17 protein-coding genes are annotated in these 19,814 nt (G+C 75.2%); 7 read left to right on the top strand and 10 right to left on the bottom strand.

From position 1 onward, the window contains the following. Window positions 1-95 precede the first annotated feature (95 nt). The 3 genes from AB0O91_RS16000 to AB0O91_RS15990 all read right to left on the bottom strand — a co-directional run bounded on the left by AB0O91_RS16000 (window position 96) and on the right by AB0O91_RS15990 (window position 3,890). Window positions 96-1,124 carry an ABC transporter permease gene (locus AB0O91_RS16000; protein WP_363432690.1) on the bottom strand — a complete coding sequence of 343 codons (1,029 nt, stop codon included), beginning with the start codon at window positions 1,122-1,124 and terminating at the stop codon, window positions 96-98. Then, complete coding sequence (locus AB0O91_RS15995) at window positions 1,124-2,710, bottom strand: sugar ABC transporter ATP-binding protein (protein ID WP_363432687.1); 1,587 nt, start codon at window positions 2,708-2,710, stop codon at window positions 1,124-1,126. Before AB0O91_RS15995 ends, AB0O91_RS16000 begins: the two co-directional genes overlap by 1 nt. 97 nt (window positions 2,711-2,807) lie before the next feature. Next, the gene (locus AB0O91_RS15990) at window positions 2,808-3,890 is read right to left on the bottom strand and encodes a substrate-binding domain-containing protein (protein ID WP_363432685.1); all 1,083 of its coding nucleotides are present in this window, start codon (window positions 3,888-3,890) and stop codon (window positions 2,808-2,810) included. A gap of 616 nt (window positions 3,891-4,506) precedes the next feature. Here AB0O91_RS15990 and AB0O91_RS15985 point away from each other — a divergent pair. After that, window positions 4,507-6,504, top strand: a complete 1,998-nt coding sequence (locus AB0O91_RS15985; RefSeq protein WP_363432683.1) for an alkyl sulfatase dimerization domain-containing protein — start codon at window positions 4,507-4,509, stop codon at window positions 6,502-6,504. 75 nt (window positions 6,505-6,579) lie between these two features. Here the strand turns inward: AB0O91_RS15985 and AB0O91_RS15980 are convergent, their stop codons facing one another. Then, entirely contained in the window at window positions 6,580-7,539 is a 960-nt protein-coding gene (locus tag AB0O91_RS15980; protein WP_363432680.1) for a helix-turn-helix domain-containing protein, read from the bottom strand. Window positions 7,540-7,611: 72 nt separating this feature from the next. On the opposite strand from AB0O91_RS15980, the gene AB0O91_RS15975 reads away from it, so the two are divergent. Further along, window positions 7,612-8,208, top strand: a complete 597-nt coding sequence (locus AB0O91_RS15975) for an isochorismatase family protein (RefSeq protein ID WP_363432679.1) — start codon at window positions 7,612-7,614, stop codon at window positions 8,206-8,208. A 48-nt stretch (window positions 8,209-8,256) separates the two neighbouring features. On the opposite strand, the gene AB0O91_RS15970 is transcribed toward AB0O91_RS15975, so the two are convergent. After that, entirely contained in the window at window positions 8,257-9,336 is a 1,080-nt protein-coding gene (locus AB0O91_RS15970) for a methyltransferase (RefSeq protein WP_363432677.1), read from the bottom strand. Window positions 9,337-9,538: 202 nt separating this feature from the next. On the opposite strand from AB0O91_RS15970, the gene AB0O91_RS15965 reads away from it, so the two are divergent. Beyond that, the gene (locus AB0O91_RS15965; protein WP_363432675.1) at window positions 9,539-10,228 is read left to right on the top strand and encodes a copper homeostasis protein CutC; all 690 of its coding nucleotides are present in this window, start codon (window positions 9,539-9,541) and stop codon (window positions 10,226-10,228) included. After that, entirely contained in the window at window positions 10,225-10,962 is a 738-nt protein-coding gene (locus tag AB0O91_RS15960; protein ID WP_363432672.1) for a LuxR C-terminal-related transcriptional regulator, read from the top strand. Before AB0O91_RS15965 ends, AB0O91_RS15960 begins: the two co-directional genes overlap by 4 nt. On the opposite strand, the gene AB0O91_RS15955 is transcribed toward AB0O91_RS15960, so the two are convergent. From AB0O91_RS15955 to AB0O91_RS15935, 5 genes are read right to left on the bottom strand one after another with little or no spacing between them, the layout of a single operon-like run. Continuing rightward, on the bottom strand, window positions 10,887-11,816 hold the full coding sequence (locus AB0O91_RS15955) for an NAD-dependent epimerase/dehydratase family protein (protein WP_363432669.1): 930 nt from the start codon (window positions 11,814-11,816) through the stop codon (window positions 10,887-10,889). The genes AB0O91_RS15960 and AB0O91_RS15955 overlap by 76 nt on opposite strands. Next, the gene (locus AB0O91_RS15950) at window positions 11,816-13,219 is read right to left on the bottom strand and encodes a UDP-glucose/GDP-mannose dehydrogenase family protein (protein ID WP_363432666.1); all 1,404 of its coding nucleotides are present in this window, start codon (window positions 13,217-13,219) and stop codon (window positions 11,816-11,818) included. Before AB0O91_RS15950 ends, AB0O91_RS15955 begins: the two co-directional genes overlap by 1 nt. Further along, window positions 13,216-14,445, bottom strand: coding sequence for a Gfo/Idh/MocA family oxidoreductase (locus tag AB0O91_RS15945; RefSeq protein ID WP_363432663.1), 1,230 nt, complete (start codon window positions 14,443-14,445; stop codon window positions 13,216-13,218). The genes AB0O91_RS15950 and AB0O91_RS15945 overlap by 4 nt, the downstream gene beginning before the upstream one ends. After that, the gene (locus tag AB0O91_RS15940) at window positions 14,442-15,254 is read right to left on the bottom strand and encodes a protein phosphatase 2C domain-containing protein (RefSeq protein WP_363432661.1); all 813 of its coding nucleotides are present in this window, start codon (window positions 15,252-15,254) and stop codon (window positions 14,442-14,444) included. The genes AB0O91_RS15945 and AB0O91_RS15940 overlap by 4 nt, the downstream gene beginning before the upstream one ends. Next, window positions 15,251-17,233, bottom strand: coding sequence for a hypothetical protein (locus AB0O91_RS15935; RefSeq protein ID WP_363432658.1), 1,983 nt, complete (start codon window positions 17,231-17,233; stop codon window positions 15,251-15,253). Before AB0O91_RS15935 ends, AB0O91_RS15940 begins: the two co-directional genes overlap by 4 nt. Window positions 17,234-17,414: 181 nt before the next feature. On the opposite strand from AB0O91_RS15935, the gene AB0O91_RS15930 reads away from it, so the two are divergent. The 3 genes from AB0O91_RS15930 (at window position 17,415) to AB0O91_RS15920 (ending at window position 19,769) form a co-directional block, all read left to right on the top strand. Then, complete coding sequence (locus AB0O91_RS15930; RefSeq protein WP_363432655.1) at window positions 17,415-18,641, top strand: MFS transporter; 1,227 nt, start codon at window positions 17,415-17,417, stop codon at window positions 18,639-18,641. Next, window positions 18,638-19,150, top strand: coding sequence for a VOC family protein (locus AB0O91_RS15925; RefSeq protein ID WP_363432653.1), 513 nt, complete (start codon window positions 18,638-18,640; stop codon window positions 19,148-19,150). The genes AB0O91_RS15930 and AB0O91_RS15925 overlap by 4 nt, the downstream gene beginning before the upstream one ends. Window positions 19,151-19,277: 127 nt before the next feature. Then, a complete protein-coding gene (locus AB0O91_RS15920) occupies window positions 19,278-19,769 on the top strand; it encodes a hypothetical protein (protein ID WP_363432650.1) in 492 nt (163 codons plus the stop codon). Window positions 19,770-19,814 lie beyond the last annotated feature (45 nt).

Genomic DNA, 19,814 nt, shown 5'->3' with positions numbered 1-19,814 from the left:
ACTCCCCTTCGGACGTTTGCTTTCCTGATAGGAAAGTAAGCCCTGCTTTCCTGTCAGGCAAGTACGCGAAAGGGTGAATCCGGGCCCGGCGCCGCTCAGCCGGGCAGGCCGATGGCGCGCTCGCGGTTGCGGCGCTGCTGGGCGACCACGGCGACCACCAGCAGGGTGCCCTGGGCGACGTTCTGCCAGAAGGAGTTGATGCCCTCGACGGTGAGCCCGTTCTGCAGCGCGCCCAGCAGCGCCACCGCCAGCAGGGTGCCGCCGACGCCGCCCTTGCCGCCCTTGAGCGCGCAGCCGCCGAGCGCGGCCGCGGTGATGGACTGCAGCTCCAGGCCCTCGCTGCCGGAGACCGGCTGGCCGGAGCCGGTGCGGGCGGTGAGCAGGACGCCGGCCAGTGCGGCGACGGTGCCGGTGAGCACGTAGGCGGCGATCAGGTACTTGTTGAGGTCGATCCCGGCCAGCCGGGCCGCGGTGGGGTTGCCGCCGATCGCGTAGACGTTGCGGCCGATGTCGGTGTACGTGAGCAGGACGTGGACGGCCGCGGCGACCAGGATCAGCAGCCAGACCATGGTGGGCAGCCCGGCGATCTTCCCCCGGCTGAGGAAGACGAACACCGGATCACCGAGGACGTAGCCCTGGGCGCGTCCGCCCGAGACGAGTTGGGCCAGACCCTTGTACGCGGCGAGCCCGGCCAGGGTGGCGATGGTCGCGTTGACCCGGCCGTAGACGATGACGCCGCCGTTGAGCAGGCCGATGGCCGCCCCGATCAGCAGGGCCGCGCCGATCCCCAGCGGGGCGCTCGACCCGGCGGAGGTGAAGACCATCGCGCTGGTCACCGAGGCCAGGCCGGCCTGGGAGCCGACCGAGATGTCCAGGCCGCCGCAGATGATGACCACGGTCTGGACGACGGCGAGCAGGCCGGCGATGGTGACGGCCTCGGTGATGACCTGGATGTTTTCCCAGCTCAGGAAGTTGTCGTTGAGCCAGCCGAACAGGACGAGGACGGCGATCAACGCGCCCAGCAGGCTGAGGTTCTGCCCGCCGAGGGAGGCGAGCCGGGCGAGCGCGCGGCGCGCCGGGCGGGCCTGCCCCGGTCCGTTGTCGGGGACGGCGGTGGCGCTCATCAGGCGGCTCCGGTCGGGGAGTTGGGGTCCGATGGTGATCGGGCCGTCAGGTCGTCGGCCATGGCGAGGGCGAGCACGGCCTCCTCGGAGGCCTCGGCACGGTCGAGTTCACCGGTCACCCGGCCGTTCTGCATCACCACGATGCGGTCGGCGAGCCCGAGCACCTCCGGCAGTTCGGAGGAGACCACGAGCACCGCGACGCCCTCGCGGGCCAGGTCGGCGATGATCCGGTAGATCTCGGCCTTGGCGCCGATGTCGACGCCCCGGGTGGGCTCGTCGAGGATCAGCAGCCGGGGGCGGCGGGCGAGCCAGCGGGCGAGCACCACCTTCTGCTGGTTGCCGCCGGACAGGGTGCGCACCTCGGCCTCGATCGAGGGGGTCCGGACCCGCAGCCGGTCGGCGTAGTCCTGGGCGAGCGCGCGCTCCTGCGCCCGCCGGACGAACCGCCGTCGGCGCAGGGCCGGGTAGCTGACCAGGGCGGTGTTGTCCCGGACGGTGCGGTGCAGCAGCAGGGCCTGCGCCTTGCGCTCCTCGGGGGCGAGGCCGATCCCGGCCGCGATGGCGTCGCGCGGGCCGCGCAGGCGCAGCGGCGCGCCGTCCAGCAGGACGGCGCCCGAGCGGATCGGCGCGTCCCCGGCCAGGGCGAGGGCGAGTTCGGAGCGGCCGGCGCCGATCAGCCCGGCGAGCGCGACCACCTCGCCCGCGTGCACCCGCAGGTCGACCCCGTGGACGGCGTCGGTGGTGAGGCCCCGGACGTCGAGGACGACCCGGTCGGTGGCCACCGGCTCCCGGCTGAACAGGGCGGACAGGTCGCGGCCGACCATCAGCCGGACGATCCCGGCCTCGTCGGCCCCGGCCGCGTCGACGACCCCGGCCAGGGCGCCGTCGCGCAGGACGGCGATCCGGTCGGCGAGCCGGAAGACCTCCTTCATCCGGTGGGACACGTAGACGATCGCGATCCCCTCCTCGCGCAGCCGCCCGATCAGGGTGAAGAGTGCCTCGCTCTCCTGGTCGGAGAGGGAGGAGGTCGGCTCGTCGAAGGCGATCGCACGGGCCGGCACCCGGCCGGTGAGGGCGCGCAGGATCTCCACCAACTGACGCTGGGCGGGGGTGAGTTCGGAGCCGAGCAGGTCGGGGTCGAGGACCTTGGCGAAGCCGAGCCGGGCCAGGTCGGCGGTGATCCGGCGGCGCAGCTCGGTGCGGTCGAGCCGCCGGTCGAGGCGGTGGCCGGTGCGGCGCGGCAGGGATCCGGCGTAGACGTTCTCGGCGACGGACACGTGCGGGACGATCTCGGGCTCCTGCGGGATGATCCGGATCCCGGCCCGGCGGGCGTCCATCGGGGAGGAGAGCGCGAGCGGGGCGCCGTCCAGGGTCACCGTGCCCTCGCTCGGTCGGTGGTCCCCGGTCAGGATCCGGAGCAGGGTGGACTTGCCCGCGCCGTTCTCGCCCATCAGGGCGGTGACCCGGCCGGGCGGGAAGTGCAGGGTGACGTCGTCCAGGGCCCGGACGGGGCCGAAGCGTTTGCCGATGCCCTCGGCGGCGAGGCCGGTGCCTCCGGACGGCGGGGCGGGGGAGTGGTGGGTCATCGCGGCCTCCCTGACGGCGGGGATCCGGTCGGTCGGTGCGTGGTCGACTGCGGGGCACGCACCGGTTGCGGGGCACGCACCGGTTGCAGGGCACGCCTCAGCTGCAGGGCACGCCGAGGGACTGCCAGCTCGCGGCGTCGACCATCTTCGTCGGCGCGAACGCCTCGGCGGGCATCGCCTTGCCGGTCTTCAGCCGGTCGTAGAGCGTCTGGACGGCGAGCGCGCCGACGTCCTTGCCGTTGATGAACAGCGCGGCCTTCATCCCGGAGGGCTTGCCGCTGCCCCAGTCCTTGCAGGCCAGGTAGGCGCCCAGGCCGACGCCGTCGATGTCGGCGGGGGAGACGCCCGCGTTCTGCAGGGCGGTGACGCCGCCCTGGACGTTCTCGTCGTTGCAGCCCCAGACCACCCAGTGCTTGACGCCGGGGTTGGCGGTGAGGGTCGCCGCGACCTTGTCCTGGGCGCCGGTCGGGGTGTTGTCGGTGGCCACGTCGATGTTCCGCACGCCGGGCACGGTCGCGGCGAAGGCGTCCTTGGCGGCCTTGACCCGGTCGCCGCAGACGGTGACGTCCTGCTGCCAGGCGGAGACGGTCCGGGTGTCGGCCGGGTTCCAGCCGGCCTTGGTGAACTCCTCGGCGGCCCGCTTGCCGACCTCGGCGCCCATCTGGGCGCCGGAGAAGCCGACCCGGGGCACCAGGTCGGCCTTGGCGCACGTGGCGGGGTCGGGGCCGGTGGCGCAGACCTGGTCGTCCGAGGTGAGCAGGGCGACCCCGGCGTCCTTGGCCAACTGGACGACCTGGGGGCCGACCGCCGGGTCCGGGACGACGACGATCAGCCCGTTGCTCTTCTGGGCGACGGCGGACTGGACTTCGCCGACGGTCTTGTTGGCGTCGCTGCCGAGGTCCACCACCCGCAGGTCGACGCCGAGTTCGGCGGCCTTGGCCTTGGCGCCGGCCGCCTCGCCGACGAAGTACTCCTGGTCGCCCTGCTTCTGGAGGTAGGTGATCGAGATCTTGCCGCTCACCGGGGCGACCGAGCCGGAGCCGGCACCGGAGGCGGACTCCTGGCCGGTGGAGCAGGCCGTGAGCGCGAGCGCGGCGGCGAGGCCCAGTGCGGCGGCGGTGAGCGGACGGGCGGACGGCGGGCGTTGGGACGGGCGGTGCGTCCGGGCCACAGGGGACATGCCGGCTCCTCGGGGATCCCGGCCCGCGGGGGGCCGAGGGAGAGGGAAGGTGCCTTTGCGTGAACACGGCCAATATGAAGCGGAGTTGCCCAGGAGTCAACATTTACGAACAGAATCCCACGCAGCCTTCGTGGTACCCGCCGGGGCCCGTTGCGGATGGGACGGAAGGGGCGTCACCTCGGCGGGCGCGGCCCTGTTTGATTCTGTCCGGTTGCGGCCGCTTCCCGCCGCCTCCCGCTGCGCCCTGACGCCCGCTCGGCGACGGGGCCCACCCCGGCGGCGGTCGGCGGCTGCCGGGGTCGCGGACCATGCGACGGGGGCGAGGGCCCCGGCGCACGGGGGGAGTCGGTGACGTGCTGCGCGCGCCCCGTCGTGCACCCGGGCGGATCGGCGAACCCTTTCCGCCGTCCGGGCCTGGGAGTTCGGGCCCGTGTTGGCGCGATCGAGGCGGGCGGTGGCCGGTTCGCGGCCTGGTGACGCCCGTCACGGCCTGACATGATCCGTGCCCGGACCGATTACGGAACGCGCCCACATGGTGCCTGTCCGTGAGTGGAGCGGTCCGTCACCACGGGGGAGAGCCGCGCCGGGCCCGCCCGGCCGTACGAAGGGAAGTCCTTTGACCGGTTCCACTCAGCGCAAGCCCCAGCCGGCGACCTCGCTGACGGCGGATCTGAACGCCGCGATCAGCGTCCCGTCGCCGGACCAGGACCCGGAGGCCGCCCTCGCGGCCCGCGGGCTCATCGAGGCCCTGCCCGCGGACCTCACCGTGGAACGGGAGGGGGGCGAGTTCCCCGCCTGGCGCCTCGGCCCGTACGCGTTCCTGACCGGGGAGGCGCCGGACACCGTCAACCCCAGCCTGTGGCGCAACGCGCTGCTGAACATGAACACCGGCCTGTACGAGGTCGTGGCGAACGCCGTCTACCAGGTCCGCGGGATGGACCTCTCCAACATCAGCTTCCTGGAGGACCCGACGGGGGACTCCCGGGAGATCGTGGTGGTGGACCCGCTGGTCAGCGAGGAGTGTGCCAAGGTCGCCCTCGACCTCTACCGGGCGCACCGCGGTCAGGACCGGGTGATCCGCGCGGTGATCTTCACCCACTCCCACATCGACCACTACGGCGGGGTGTTGGGACTCTTCGAGGGCGGGGTGCTGCCGGAGGGCGTGGACGTCATCGCCCCGGACGGGTTCCTGGAGCACGCCGTCAGCGAGAACGTCTACGCCGGCAACGCGATGCAGCGCCGCGCCCTGTTCATGTACGGCGCGCTGCTGGAGCGCTCCGCCGAGGGACAGGTCGACGCCGGGCTGGGCAAGACCAACTCGACCGGTTCGTCCGGCCTGTTGACCCCGACCTTCACCGTCACCACGGAGGTCGCGGAGCGGGGCAAGGTGGTCACCTTCGGGCCGGTGAACCTGGAGTTCCAGCTCACCCCGGGCACCGAGGCCCCGGCCGAGCTGAACTTCTACCTGCCCGACGTCCGCGCCGTCTGCATGGCCGAGAACGCCACGCCCACCCTGCACAACCTCTACAGCCTGCGCGGCGCCCAGGTCCGTGACGCCAAGGCCTGGTCGCAGTACCTCAACCAGTCCATCGAGTGGTACGGCGAGCGCGCGACGACGCTGTTCGCCAGCCACTTCTGGCCCCGCTGGAACACCGACGAGGCGCCGGACGCGATCGTCTCCTTCCTCACCAGCCAGGCGGACCTGTACCGCTACCTCCACGACCAGTCGCTGCGGCTGGCCAACCACGGCCGGACGATCACCGAGATCGGCGAGGACCTCGACGGCGAGATGCCCGACAGCCTGACCGGGCAGTGGTTCAACCGCGGCTACTACGGCACCGTCAACCACGACAGCAAGGCGGTCTACCAGCGCTACCTGGGCTGGTACGACGGCAACGCCGCCCATCTGCACACCCTGCCCCCGGAGAAGGCCGGGCCGCGCTACGTCGAGGCGATGGGCGGTGCCGCGAAGGTGGTGGACGTCGCCCGGAAGACCTTCGAGAACGCGACCAGCGCCGAGGACTACCGCTGGGCGGCCGAACTGCTCAGCCACGCCGTCTTCGCCGACCCGACCGACACCGACGCCCGCACCCTGGAGGCCGACGTCCTGGAGCAGCTCGGCTACCAGGCCGAGAGCGGGCCGTGGCGCAACTTCTACCTCGCCGCCGCCCACGAGCTGCGCACCCGGCCGGCCGAGGGCACCCCGGGGCTGCCGTCCCAACAGATCATCACCGCACCGACGCTGGCCGCCATGACGCTGGAGATGCTCTTCGACTACGTCGGCATCCGGCTCAACGGACCCGAGGCGGCCGCGCACACCCTCACCCTCGGCTTCCACATCAGCGGCGGCCTGGCCGACGACCCCGGCCACTGCACCGTCCGGGTGCGCAACGGAGTCCTGGTCTACACTCCCGGGCCGGCGCCGCACGACACGGACGCCTCCTACACCGTCACCCGGGACGGCCTGAACAACCTCGCGATCGGGGAGGCCACCCCGCAGCAGCTGGTGCAGTCCGGTGAACTCACCGTCACCAGCGGCACCATCGAACCCCTCGACACCCTCAACGCGCTGCTTGACACCTTCGAGTACTGGTTCGGGCTGACCACCCCCTGATCCCCGGCCCACCCGGGCGGCGGTCGGCAGCATGCGCCGGCCGCCGCCCGGGCGTGCGGGCGTGCGGGCGTCGGCCTAGCCGTCCTCCCGGCCGCGGAACGCCCGGCGGTACTCCCGGGGCGCGACGCCGACCCGGGAGGTGAAGACCGGGCGGAGGGAGACCGCCGAGCCGAAGCCGCAGCGGGTGGCGACGGCGTCCACCGGCAGGTCGGACTCCTCCAGCAGCCGTTGGGCGGCCAGGATGCGCTGGTCGAGCAGCCAGCGCAGCGGGGTGGTGCCGGTGGCGGCGGTGAAGCGGCGGGCGAAGGTGCGCTCCGACATCAGGGCGTCGGCGGCCATCCGGCTGACCGTCCACGGGGTGTCGAGGTCGGCGAGGATCCGGGCGCGGACCCCGGCCAGCGGGTCGTCCACCGCGGATCCGGGCACCGGGCTGGGGATGAACTGGGCCTGGCCGCCGGCCCGGAAGGGCGCGGTGACCATGGACCGGGCGATCGCGGCGGCGGCCTGCTGGCCGTGGGCGGCACGGACCAGGTGCAGGCAGAGGTCGATGCCGGCCGCCACCCCGGCCGAGGTCCACAGGCCGTCGCCGCCGGTGAACAGCACCTCGGGGCGGACGGTCACCGCCGGGTGGCGGCGGGCGAGTTCGGCGGCGAGCGACCAGTGGGTGGTGGCCTCCCGGCCGTCCAGCAGACCGGCCTCGGCGAGCACGAAGGCGCCCGCGCAGAGCGAGGCGACGGGCACCCCGCGGGCGCGGACCGAGCGCAGTGCGGCGAGCACGGCGGGGTCGGCGGCGGCGGTCGGGTCCTGGACGCCGGGGACCATGACCAGATCGCAGTCCGCGAGCGCGTCCAGCCCGTGATCGGGCACCCGTTCCAGGCCGCCGCCCAGCCGCACCCGGGCGCCCTGCGGTCCGCAGACCCGCAGCTCGAAGGCGGGCAGCCCGGGGCGCGGCGACCGCTCCGCCCACACCTCGCCGATCACCGCGTAGTCGAAGGCCCGGACACCGTCGAAGATCACACAGCCCACCGTTCGCATGGCAGGAATATATCGATGGGTGGCATTCCCGCCCCTCACGCCCGGCCTCGGGCGCCGACCAGGATGAACGTCATGACGAACACCGACGCCTTCGACGCCCCGCTCACCCTCGACCCCGACGCCGTGCTGCTGCTGATCGACGTCCAGCAGGGCTTCGACCGGCACGACTACTTCGGCCCCCGCGACAACCCGGAGGCCGAACTGCGGATGGCCGACCTGATCGACGCCTGGCAGGCCACCGGGCGCCCGATCGTCACCGTGCAGCACACCGCCCCGGCCGGGCCGCTGGCCGCGGGTACGCCCGGCCACCCGCTCCGGGACTTCGTCGCCGCGATCACCCCGGAACTGCACATCACCAAGACCGTGAACAGCGCCTTCTACGGCACCCCCGACCTGCACGCCTGGCTCCAGCAGCGGGGCGTCCGGCAGGTGGTGGTCAGCGGGATGATCACCAACGTGTGCTGCGAGACCACCACCCGGATGGCCGGCAACCTCGGCTACGACGCGATCTTCCCGACCGACGCCATGCACGCCTTCGACATGACCGGCCCCGACGGCACCACCGTGGCCGCTGCCGACCTCGCGCGGGCCACGGCCACCACCCTGCACGCCCAGCGCTTCGCCAAGGTCGTGACGACGGCCACGGTGCTGGCGGCGGCCAAGGCCTGAACAGCGGCCGGGGCCCCGGCAGTCGGGCCCCCGGCCGCCGCGAGCGGGTCAGGCCGGGACGGCCTCCACCACGGAGAGCACCGTCGGGGTCGGGACGACCCGGGACAGCCGCAGGCCGGCCTTCCCGAGGAGTTCCGCGAAGTCCTCCGCCGAGCGCTCCCGCCCGTCGAGGGAGGCCAGCATCATCAGGTCCAGCGCCTTGGACTGGTGCGGGGCGTTGCCCTGCGGGACCACGGCGTCCAGCACCAGGACGCGGCCGCCCGGGTGCAGCGCGCGGCGGCAGTGCTCGAGCAGGGTGACGCACCTGGCGTCGTCCCAGTCGTGGGTGATCCGCTTGAGCAGGAGGACGTCCCCGGGCGGCACGGCGGCGAAGAAGTCGCCCTCCGCCAGGGTCCAGCGGCCGGCGAGCTCCCCGGCCGAGCCCAGGCGGTGGCCGGCCAGCACGTGGGAGCGGTCGTACAGGACGCCGGCCAGCGCGGGGTTGCGGCGCAGCACCTCGAGCAGCAGGCCGCCGTGGCCGCCGCCGATGTCCACGACGGTGCCGGTGGACGGGAAGTCGTAGGCGGCCGCGAGGACGGCGTTCTCGGCGTCGGACATCGCCGCCATGCCGTCGTGGAAGACGGCGGCGGTGCGCGCGTCCCGGGCGAAGTGGTCGAAGAAGGGTATGCCGAAGATCTCGTCGAAGGCCGAGCCGCCCCCGGTGAGACAGCGGGTCAACTCCCCGGCGGGCCGCCACATGGCGGGGTCGCTGAGCATCTGGACGGCGGTGCGCGCGGAGTGCGGGACGTCGCTGCGCAGGGCCTGCCCGGCCTCGGTCAGGGCGAACCGGCCCGCCTCGTCCTCCGCCACCACGCCGCGGGTGGCGAGCAGCCGCAGCACCCGGTACAGGTTGCGGGCGTCGGTACCGGTGGCGGCGGCGAGTTCGGCGGGGGTGCGGGGGCCGTCGGCGAGGTGGTCGGCCACGCCGACGTCGGCGGCGGCGCGGAGCGCGGCGGGGTAGAGGAAGCCGAGGACCTCGTCGACGAGGAAGGCGTTGGACCGGCGGTAGCGGTCGTCGGGGCCGGCGTCCCCGGGTCCGCCGCTGCCGGGGCGCGGGCTTCCGTCCTGGTGCAGACCGTCCTGGTGCATGGTGTCCTCCTCGGTTCGGGGTTCCCCCGCCCGGGACGCTGCCCACCGCGGGCCGGGTCGAAGCCGGTGCGGCCCGCGTTGTCCGCTCTTCGGCGACGGTTGTCCGGTTGCCGTGACGGTGGGTCAGTTGGGGCTGTCGGCAGGGTGGAAGAGCCGTGTGAACACCTCGGCCCGCTGGGGCGGGCTGTGTCATGCTCTTCCCATGTCTAGACCAATTCTTGAAGTCATCGCTTTGGACGAGCTGGACGCCCGGGCGGCTGTGCTGGGGGGCGCGGATCGGATCGAACTGGTGACCGACATGGCGCGCTGGGGGACCACGCCGGCGGCGGGGACGGTGCGCGCGGTGCGGGCGGCCGTCGACGTGCCGGTGCGGGTGATGCTGCGGGAGGCGGACGGCTTCGCCGCCGGGGATCCGCGGCTGCTCCGGGAGCGCGCCCGGGAGCTGCTGCGGGCCGGCGCCGAGGAGTTCGTGCTGGGCTTCCTCGGACCGGACGGCGCGGTGGACCTGCCCGCCGTGGAAGCCGTCCTGGAGGTGCTGGACGGACGGCCCTGGACCTTCCACAAGGCCGTCGACTTCGCCGCCGACCGGGCCGCGGCCTGGACGGCGATCGGCACCCTGCCCGGCCTGGACTCGGTGCTCAGCTCCGGCGGCCCGCAGGGCGTCGAGGAGGGCACCCCGACGCTGCTCGCCGAGCGGGCCGCCCGCGCGGGCACCGGCCCGCGGCTGATCGCCGGCGGGGTGCTGCGGGAACGGCACGTCGCACCGCTGCGGGCCGGCGGGATCGACGCCTTCCACGTCGGCACCCGGGCCCGCCCGGACGGCCGTTGGGACCGCCCGGTCGACCCGGCGGCCGTCCGGCACTGGCGGGACCTGTTGGCGGCCGGCTCGTGACCGCGGCGAACGGGGGCACCGCGGGGGACGGCCTCGCGGTGACGGTCGTCGCGGAGAGCGAGCTGCACCGGCACGGCATCACCGGGATGCTGGCCGCGCTGCCCCTGGTGGCCGAGGCCTCGGCCCGGGCGCCGGACCGGCTCGGGCCGGTCGGCGAACTGTGGGACGCCGACGTGGTGGCGCTGGTGTGCGTCGCGGAGGCGGCGCCCTGGGCCAGGGCGCTGCTGGCCGCCCCGCGCGGCGACGGCCGGCTGCTGGTGCTGCTGGACGCCGCCGCCGCGCGCAGCCCCGAGGCCTGGGAGGCCGCCGGGGCGGACGGCTACCTGCCGCTGGAGCAGGTGACCACCGCGCTGCTGTCGGACTCGCTGCGCCGCCTGGTACTGCGGCCCGCGTGGCCCCCGGCCCGCGGCCGCCCGCTGCCCCGCCCGCCCCGCGACCGCTCCGCCGTCCGCCCGGCCGGCGCCCTGCCGGGGGTGGCCGGCGGCGCGCTGACCGGGCGGGAGCGGCAGACCCTGGGCCTGCTGGTGGAGGGGCTGAGCAACAAGGAGATCGCCGCCCGGCTCGGCATCTCGGTGCACGGCGCCAAGCGCCACGTGACCATGGTGCTGGCCAAGCTCAACTGCCAGAACCGCACCCTGGCGGTGGCGATCGCGCTGCGCTACGGCATCGTGAGCCCGGCGGGCGAGCAGGAGGTCGAGGCCGGCCCGCGGGCCGTGACGAACTCCGCGATGTAGTCCGGCAGGGAGATCCTCGGCTCCCAGCCGAGCTCCCGGGAGCGGGAGCCGTCCGCCCGCCCGCTGGTGCGCTCGCCCCGGCGGGCCGGGACCATGGCGATCTCGCCGCCGAACATCCTGGCCACCTCGATCAGTTGGTGCTCCTCGCCGCGGCCGAGCAGGTAGCCGTCCCCGGAGCCGCGCTCCGCGCACAGCAGCAGGCCCTCGACGACGTCGTCGATGTGGGTGAAGTCGCGGCTCTGGGTGCCCGGTTCGACCACCGTCAGGGGCAGCCCGGCCAGGTACTGCTGCTCGAAGATGCCGATCACGGTGGCGTACGAGCCGGAGGCGATCTGGCCGGGGCCGTACACGTTGTAGAAGTACGTGATCACGTGGTCCAGGCCGAACCAGTCCGCGGTGTTGCGGATGTACTCGATGTTCTTCGCCTTCGTCCAGGCGTACGGGTTGAGGTGCTCGTCCCGGCCGTCGTTGCCGAACTTCGAACTGGAGCCGGCGTAGACCAGCCGGGCGCCGTGCAGGCGGCAGAACCGGACCACCTCCCGGGTGCCCAGCAGGTTGAACTCCCAGACCCGCTCCGGCTCCTGGAAGGACTGCGGGATCCGCGAGTACTCGCCCAGGTGGTAGACGAGGGCGGGCGGGCGCAGCCCCTGGTCGGGCCAGAGCGTGCCCAGGTCGGCGGTGTTGCCGTGCAGGTAGCGCACCCGGGGGTGGTCGACGTGCCGGGCGGGCGAGCCGGTGAAGTAGTTGTCCACGGAGACGATCTCGGCCCGCGGTTCCGCCTCCACCAGTCGGCGGATCAACCGGCCGCCGACGAAACCGGCTCCGCCGGTCACCAGGATCAGCTTCTCGGCCATCACGCCGTCTCCCTCCAGCCGAGGCCGCGGTACGTCCAGCCGGCCGCGCGCCAGGCGCGCCGGTCCAGGCAGTTGCGGCCGTCGATCACGATCCGTCCGTTCACCAGGTGGGCCAGGGCGGCCGGGTCCGCGTCGCGGAACTCCTGCCACTCGGTCAGCACGCAGACCAGGTCGGCGTCGGCGCAGGCCTGCTCCAGGCCGTCGGCGTAGCCGAGTTCGGGGTGGCTGCGGCGCGCGTTGTCCCGCCCGAGCGGGTCGTAGACGCGCACCTCGGCGCCGGCGCCGTGCAGCATCCGGGCGACCGCCAGCGCCGGGGCGTCCCGGACGTCGTCCGAGTCCGGCTTGAAGGCGGCCCCCAGGACGGCGACCCGGGCGCCGGCCAGTTCCGGGCCGGCCGGGCCCGCCAGGCAGTCCAACAGCTCCCCCGCCAGCTGCAGGACGCGTTCGCGGCGGCGCTGGTTGATCAGGTCCACCTCGTGCAGGAAGCGCACCGCCGCACCGGCCCCGAGCTGGTGGGCGCGGGCCTGGAGGGCACGGATGTCCTTGGGCAGGCAGCCGCCGCCGAAGCCCACCCCGGCGCGCAGGAAGCGCGGGCCGATCCGGCCGTCGTGGCCGAGTGCCTCGGCGAGCCCGGCGACGTCGGCGCCGGTCGCCTCGCACAGCTCGGCCATCGCGTTGATGAACGAGATCTTGGTCGCCAGGAAGGCGTTGGCGGCCGACTTCACCAGCTCGGCGGTGGCGAAGTCGGTCTGCACGGTGGGGACTTCGCGTCCCTCCTGCTCGGCCAGCCGGTATACGCCCCGGTGTACCCGGGCCAGCGTGTCGCGCGCCCAGGGCCCGCGTGCGCCGATCACGATCCGGTCCGGGCGCAGCACGTCCTCGACGGCCCGTCCCTCCCGCAGGAACTCCGGGCACCAGGCGACCTCGGGGTCCGCGTCGTCGGGCACGTGCTTGCGCAGCAGCCGTTCCACCCACTCGGCGGTGCCCACCGGGACGGTCGACTTGCCGACGACCAGGGTGCGCCCGTGCAGGTGCGGGGCGAGCGCGCGGACGGCGGAGGCGACCTGGCCGAGGTCGGCGCCGGTGCCGTCGGCGCGCTGCGGGGTGCCGACGCAGAGGAAGTGCGCCTCGGCCCCGGCGGCGGCCACCGCGGGATCGGTGGTGAAGCTCAGCCGGCCGGAGTCCAGCCCGCGCCGCAGCAGGTCGGCCAGGCCGGGTTCGTGGAAGGGCAGGTCGCCGGCGGCGAGTGCGGCGATCCTGGCCGGGTCGGTGTCCAGGCCGACCACCCGGTGGCCGAGTTCGGCGTAGCAGGCGGCGTAGGTGGTGCCGAGGTAGCCGGTGCCGACGAACGACAGCCGGGGCCGGTCGGCCGCGGGCGGTGTCGGTGGCAGCTGTCTCCTCATCGCGGTGCTCCGTTCTCCATGGCGGTGGCGGCGGCGGTGGCGGCGGTGTCGGCGGTGTCGGCGGCGGTGCCGGCCGCGGCCGGTTCGCCGGGTCCGAGGCCCCACGGCAGGGGCGCCACGGGCGCGAAGGTGGTGGTGGGCCGGGTCACGCGGCCGGGCCCGGCCTGGGCGATCGCCAGGGTGAGTTCGAGGACGTGCAGGGCGTGGTCCAGCGGCAGCCGGGACGGCCGCGCCCCGCTCGCGGCGACGGCGAGTTCGGCGATGCCCCGGGCGAAGTCCATCGAGTGGGTGCCGGGGTAGCGGTGGCGCCGCTCCGGGCCGGCGACCGGCGGGCAGGCCTCGGCCGGGCCGTCGGGGTGACGGCTGACGGTGACGGGCGAGTCGTAGTCCCAGGAGTCGGCGACGGTGAGCAGCCCCTCGTCGCCGACGACCCGCAGCGAGTAGTCCTTCGGCGCGTGGATGCTGGTGGTCAGCCGGGCGGTGACGCCGCTGCCGAAGCTCAGGCAGGCCAGCGAGAAGTCGGGCGCGAGCGCGGTGCCCGCCGGGACGTGGGGATTGGGCGCGACCCGGGTGGCGAACGCGGCCACCTCGCGGACCGGGCCGAAGAAGGCGGTCAGCCAGGTGAGCCAGTACCCGGCGTGCTCCAGGGTGCAGCCGGTCTCGAACTCGTCCCGGTAGGGCCAGGGCGCGCCCGAGGGGCTGATCCACTCCCGGAACGGCATCCGCAGGATCGGGCCGTCGTCCAGGTCGGCGTAGACCAGCCGGGGTGTACCGATCCGGCCCGCGCGCAGTGCCCGCCAGGCGGTCTGGGCGGCGTCGCCGAGCAACCCGCAGGGGGCCGAGGCGAGTTGGAGGCCGCGTCCGGCGGCCAGCGCGGCCAGTTCGCGGGCCCGGTCGAGGTCGGGGGCGAGCGGTTTCTCGACGTAGACGTGCTTGCCGGCCGTCAGGGCGGCCCTGGTCACCTCGTAGTGGCTGCCGGGATTGGTCAGGTTGACCACGGCCCGGACGGCGGGGTCGGCGAGCAGCTCGGCGGTCGTCCGGTAGGCGGGCACCCCGTGCAGGGCGGTGAAGGCGGCGGCCCGGGCCGGGTCGCGGTCGTGCACGCCGACCAGGTGGAGGAAGGGGTGGTCGGGCAGGGTCGCCGCGTAGAGGTCGGCGACGTAGCCGCAGCCGACGAAGGCGATCCCGAACGGTTCGGTCGGGCCGTCGTACTCCACGGCGCTCACCGCCCTTCGTGGGGTGCGTGGACGGGGTGGTGCTCCTGGGGCTCGAAGCGGCAGAGCACGGCGGTGGCGTCGTCCTGGTGCTTGCCGGGGTGGCGACCGGGCGCGGTGCGCAGTTCGGCGGTGCGGACGCGCTCCACCAGGTGCAGCGGGCCCTCCTGTTCCAGCAGGTCGAGGAGTTCGGGCCAGGTGGCGCCGAAGCGCTCGGCCAGCCGGGCGGCGCCGTCGGTCAGCAGCGCGGCGGTGCCCAGCCCGGCCACCGGGGCACTGCCCGTCAGCGCGTGCCGGGCGGCCTCCGGCCGGGGGCCGGCCACCCAGAAGCCGCCGGGCTGGTTGCGGTGGCGGCGCAACTCGGCCCAGGGGAGGTGGATCAGGCGCTCCAGCCGGTCGTCGGTGACGACCTGGACGCCGCCGGCGCGGTCCCGCAGCGCGACCGTGGCGTCGCCGAGCACGAGGTGCTGGACGGTGCCGCCGGCCAGCCGCAGCAGGGCGAGGGTCGCGGTGGGACTGCATGGGTTGTCCAGGTCGCAGGTGCGGCCGTGGGCGGCGGCGAGTTCGGTGAGCGCGTCGTGGAGCAACTCGCGCAGCGGCCGCTCGGCGTCCGGGTCGCGCAGCAGCGCGCCGACGAGCCGGACACCGACCTCGGCGACCAGCCAGCGGACGTCGTGGCCGCAGCCGGTGCTGGCGCCGGGCTCGGCGGTCGCGCCGTCCAGCACGAGCGCGAACCGGGGGCCGGTGAGCACCAGGTCCTCGTTGGCGCCGCCGGGGGTGGGGACGCTGGCGGCCTCGGCGGACAGCTGGGGCGGGGTCACCGGCCGGCTCCGGGCGCGTCGGCGGGGCGGGGGTCGGCGGGGCGGGGGTCGGCCTCGTACGCCAGCCACTGGGACCAGGCCCGCAGACCGTCCGCGAGCGGGGTGCGCGGGTGCCAGCCGAGCACCGTCGCGGCGTCCTGGGCGGTCGGAGCCGCCGGGGCCGGGGCTTCCGTCGGGTCGGGGGAGGCCGTCGGGTCGGGGGAGGCCGTCGCGGCGTCCGGCTCCGTCGGGTCCGTGCGGGCGGCCGGCGCACCGTCGGGGACGGTCTCCACCGGCACCGGCCGGACCGCCGCCGCGGCGGCCTCGGCCAGTTGGACGGCGCTGAGCGGCTCGGTGCCCCCGACGTCCAGCGGCCGGTCGGCGGCGGGCAGCCGCAGGGCCCGGTCGACGGCCTCGGTGAGGTCGTCGACGAAGACCGGCCGCCAGCGCCGTCCGGGCTGCTCGGCCACCCGGATCGGCCGGGCCAGCAGCGAGTCCCGGACGGCCCGCTCCAGCACCGAGCCGCTCCGGACGCCCGGGCCGTAGACCAGTCCGGTGCGCAGCACGGTCGCGCCGTCGGGGTCCGGGGCCGACGGCAGCGCCCCGTCGGTGACCAGCACCGTCCGGCCGACGCCCGCGCGGCGCGCCTGCCGGGCGAGCGCGGCCGCCGGCGTCGGGTCGTCGCCGTCCAGGACCTGGAGCAGCGCCGTGGCGCCCGTCAGACCGGTGCCCGGCTCGGCCGGGGCGACCCCGGGGTAGGGGGTGTCCGCGGCGTCCCACCGGGTGACCTCCCAGCCGCCGTCCGCCAGCCCCCGGGCCAGCGCGCCCGCCAACTCCGCGGCGTCCGGGCCGCCTTGGGCGGCGACCACGACCCGGTGCGGCCGCGCCGGGCGGGCCGGTCCGCCCCCGCCGGGAGCGCGGCCGAGCCGGGCCCCGACCGCCAAGCCCTCGGCGTACCCGGCCCGGGCGAGCTCCAGCAGCCCGGGACGCAGCCGGTTCAGCCCGTCGTCGCCGAAGCGGGTGCACAGGCCGCCCGCGCCGAGGGTGCCGAGCGCGAGGTCGGCGAGCGCGCCGTCGGGCTCGGCGGCGGCCCGGGTGCGGGTGGCGGTGACCACGCCCATCAGCAGGGCCGTCTGCCAGTGCGCCTCCAGGGCGGGCCGGTCCAGCTCCGCCGCCAGGACGCCGGTGTCGGGCCCGGGCGCGGCGAGCAGCTCGCCGAGCCGCTTGGCGGCCCCGTCCGGGTCGAGGCCCAGGCGGCCCAGGTAGCGGCGGGCCTCGACGCCCGCCCAGCGGCCGTCCGGGAGCCGGGTGGCGACCTGGGCCCGGCCGTGCTTGAAGAACGGGACGGCGTCCAACCGGGCGGCCCCGTCGGTGAGTTCCCAGGAGGTGCCGGCCGGCAGCGCGGCGAAACAGGCCGAACGGCGCGGCCCGTGACCGCCGTTGGCGTGCATGCTGGGCACGTCGGCGTGGTCGGCGAGGTTGGGCGCGGCCAGGTAGGCGGGCACCCCGGCGGCGCGCAGGTAGCGGCTCATCACCACGTCGTCCGCCCAGGTGGCGCCGTGCTGCCGGGCGTACCCGGCGAAGCCGTCCGCGACGGCCGCGGGCAGCAGCAGCACCACCGTCGGGGTGTACTCGGCGGTCGCGGGCGCCCAGCGGTGCCCGGAGAGCACGGCCAGCCGGACGGCCGCGGCGTTGCGGGACTGCCAGTGGGTGTAGAAGGCGAGCGCCGCGTCGGGCACCGCGCGGGCCGCCGCCCGGACGTGGTCGAAGAAGTCCGGGGTGAGCACCGCGTCGTCCTGGAGGACCAGGTGGTGGGTGGCGCCGGCGGGCACCGAGGACCACGCCCGGACGGCGGTGCGCAGGCCGGTCGGGGGGCCGTCCGGCTCCGGGTCGAGCACCAGGTCCAGCTCCTCCGGCCGGCACCGGTCGATCAACTCCCGTGCCAGCTCGGCGCGGCGGGGGTGGGTCATCACCGCTCCGCTCACGTGTACCGCGTCCATCCCGGGCTCCCTCCGTGGTCTGCCGCTCGGGCCTGCCGCTCGGTCAGGAGGGCGATGCTGGCACGGCGGGCGCGGGCGGCGGCACGGCCGAAGCGGCGGTCGGCTGTGGTACCCGTCCGGGTACCACAGCGGCGTACAGACACCCGCCGCCGGCGCCGGTTAGCTTCGGCCAATGCCTCGAATGACCAGGGACGCCACCACATGGCTGCTCTACGCGCAGATCGCCGCGTACGGGTACTTCCTCTACGGGTTCGGCCCGCTGGTGCCGCTGCTGCGCGAGGAGCAGCACACCAGCCGGTTCGTCGCCAGCCTGCACGGCACCGCCTTCTCGGTGGCGATGCTGCTGTGCGCGCCGCTGTTCCCCCGGCTCGTCGCCCGGTTCGGGCGCGGCCGGACCCTCTGGGGGGCGATCGGCAGTGTGGCCGTCGGGTCGCTCGCCCTGGCCCTCGCCCACGGCACCGTGCAGACGCTCGGCGCGACGCTGCTGACCGCGTTCTGCGGCTGCCTGACGCTGACCGCGATCTGGCCCTCGCTCAGCGACCACCACGGCGCGGCCGGGCCGGCCGCGATCAGCGAGGCCAACGCCGCGATGTCCGGCATGGGACTGCTGGCGCCGCTGGTCACCGCGGCCCTGGTCGACGCGGGCTTCGGCTGGCGCCCGGGGATCGCGCTGACGGCGGTGCTGGTGCTGGCGGTGGTGCTGCTCGGCCGGGTGCTGCGCACCCCGCTGCCGGAGGGGCCGTCACCGGCCGCCGAACCGGCGCCCCCGGTGCGGCCGGCTCCGGGGGGAGAGCCCGCGCCGGGGGGCAGCCTGCCGCTGTTCCTGGCCGCGCTCGGTGTGATCGTCGCGGTCGCCGGGGTGGAGATGTGCCTGACCCAGTGGCAGTCCGACTACCTCCAGGGGCACGCCGGGGTGAGCCCCGCCGGGGCGACGGCGGCCGGCTCGGCCCTGGTGGTCGGGATCTTCGTGGGCCGGCTGTTCGGCGCCCGGTTCACCCTGCGGTTCGCCGCGCCGGTGGTGCTGATCGGCTCGCTCGGGGTGTCCGCGGTCGGCTTCGCCCTGTTCTGGGCCTCGACCGTGCCCGCCGTCGCGGTGACCGGGCTGGTGCTGTGCGGGCTCGGGATGGCCCTGCAGTTCCCGATGGCCATCGTGCTGGTGCTGTCCACCGCGACCAACGGCGTCGACGCCGCGTCCAGCCGGATGGGCTACGCCTCCGGGACGGCGTTCGGTGCCGCCCCGATGCTGCTCGCCGCGCTGTCCGACCGGATCAACCCGAGCGTCGGGTACCTGCTGGTGCCGCTGCTGCTGGTGCTGGCCGCCGTGCTGGCCGCGCTGATCCACCGGGCCCGGAAACCCGCGCCCGCGCCCGTCCCCGCCCCTGCGACCACCCCGGAGCTCCAGCCGTGACCGCCACCCTGCCGGGCCTGCTCGGCGCCCACCACGCCGCCTACACCGTGCCGGACCTCGACCGGGCCGTCGAGTTCTTCACCACCCTGATCGGCGGCCGGGAGCTCTACCGGGCCGGGCCGGTGGAGGACCGGGACGGCGACTGGATGCGCCGCCACCTCGGCGTCCACCCGCGCGCCCGCGCCGACGTGGCGGTGGTCCGCCTCCCGGACGGCCTGGAACTGGAACTGTTCGAGTACCAGGCGCCCGGACAGCGCCGCACGCTGCCCGCCAACAGCGACTGGGGCGGCCACCACCTGGCCCTGCGGGTCTCCGACGTCGACGCCGCGGCGGCGTTCCTGCGCGCCCGGGGCGTCGAGGTCCTCGGCGAGCCGCAGACCATCCAGGCCGGCCACCCGGTGGCGGGCACCCGCTGGGTCTACTTCACCGCCCCCTGGGGCATGCAGCTGGAGCTCTACGCCCCGCCGACGGCGGCCGACCAGAGCACCGGGGGCGCGCAGCAGCGCTGAGCGGGGGCGCGTTCCGACGGGCACGCGCCCGGCTTGACGGCATCCTGACACCGGCGGCGCTGTCCGACCGGCACCCCGGGCGTTGCACTCACCGATGGAAACCGTCGGGCAGTCAGGGGGGATCGGAATGGCAACGGTCGGGGAACACGCCGCGGCACCGCCGTACACCGAGCGGGCGTTGATCCAGGGCACCGCGTGGGTCCTGGTGGTGCTGGCGCTCGCGCTCGACATGGGAGGGCAGTCGTGGCGGGCGCTGGCCATCGCCGCGGGCGTGGTGCTGCTGGCGAGCACCGGGCTCGCGGTGCGGCTGGAGAGCGTCAACCTGGTCGTGTTCCTGAAGCGGACCGCGATCTGGGTCGTCCTGATCCTGGTGGTGCTGCTCGTCGAGCTCGGGGCCGAGGCGGACTGGGCCATCGGCTCGGTGACCGGCAAGGAGGTCACCACCGCGACCATCCTGGTGCTGATCGGCGACCTGGTGGCGGAGGTCCGCGACCACCTCAGCGACCTGGTCGGCCACGGCCGGCACCGGGACCGGATCCGGGACTCCGTCAACACCGTCGAGCTGAGCCTGGCTCGTCTCCGGCGCTGGACGCGGCAGCGCGGCGGACGTACGGACTGAACCGGTTTCCGCCGCTCTTCGGGCGCGGCCCGGCGCCGGCGGTGA

The sequence above is a fragment of the Kitasatospora sp. NPDC089797 genome, from assembly GCF_040684795.1.
Classification (GTDB): Bacteria; Actinomycetota; Actinomycetes; order Streptomycetales; family Streptomycetaceae; genus Kitasatospora.
The sequence above is the reverse complement of the archived record's forward strand: the minus strand, read 5'-3'. Positions and strand labels throughout refer to the sequence as shown.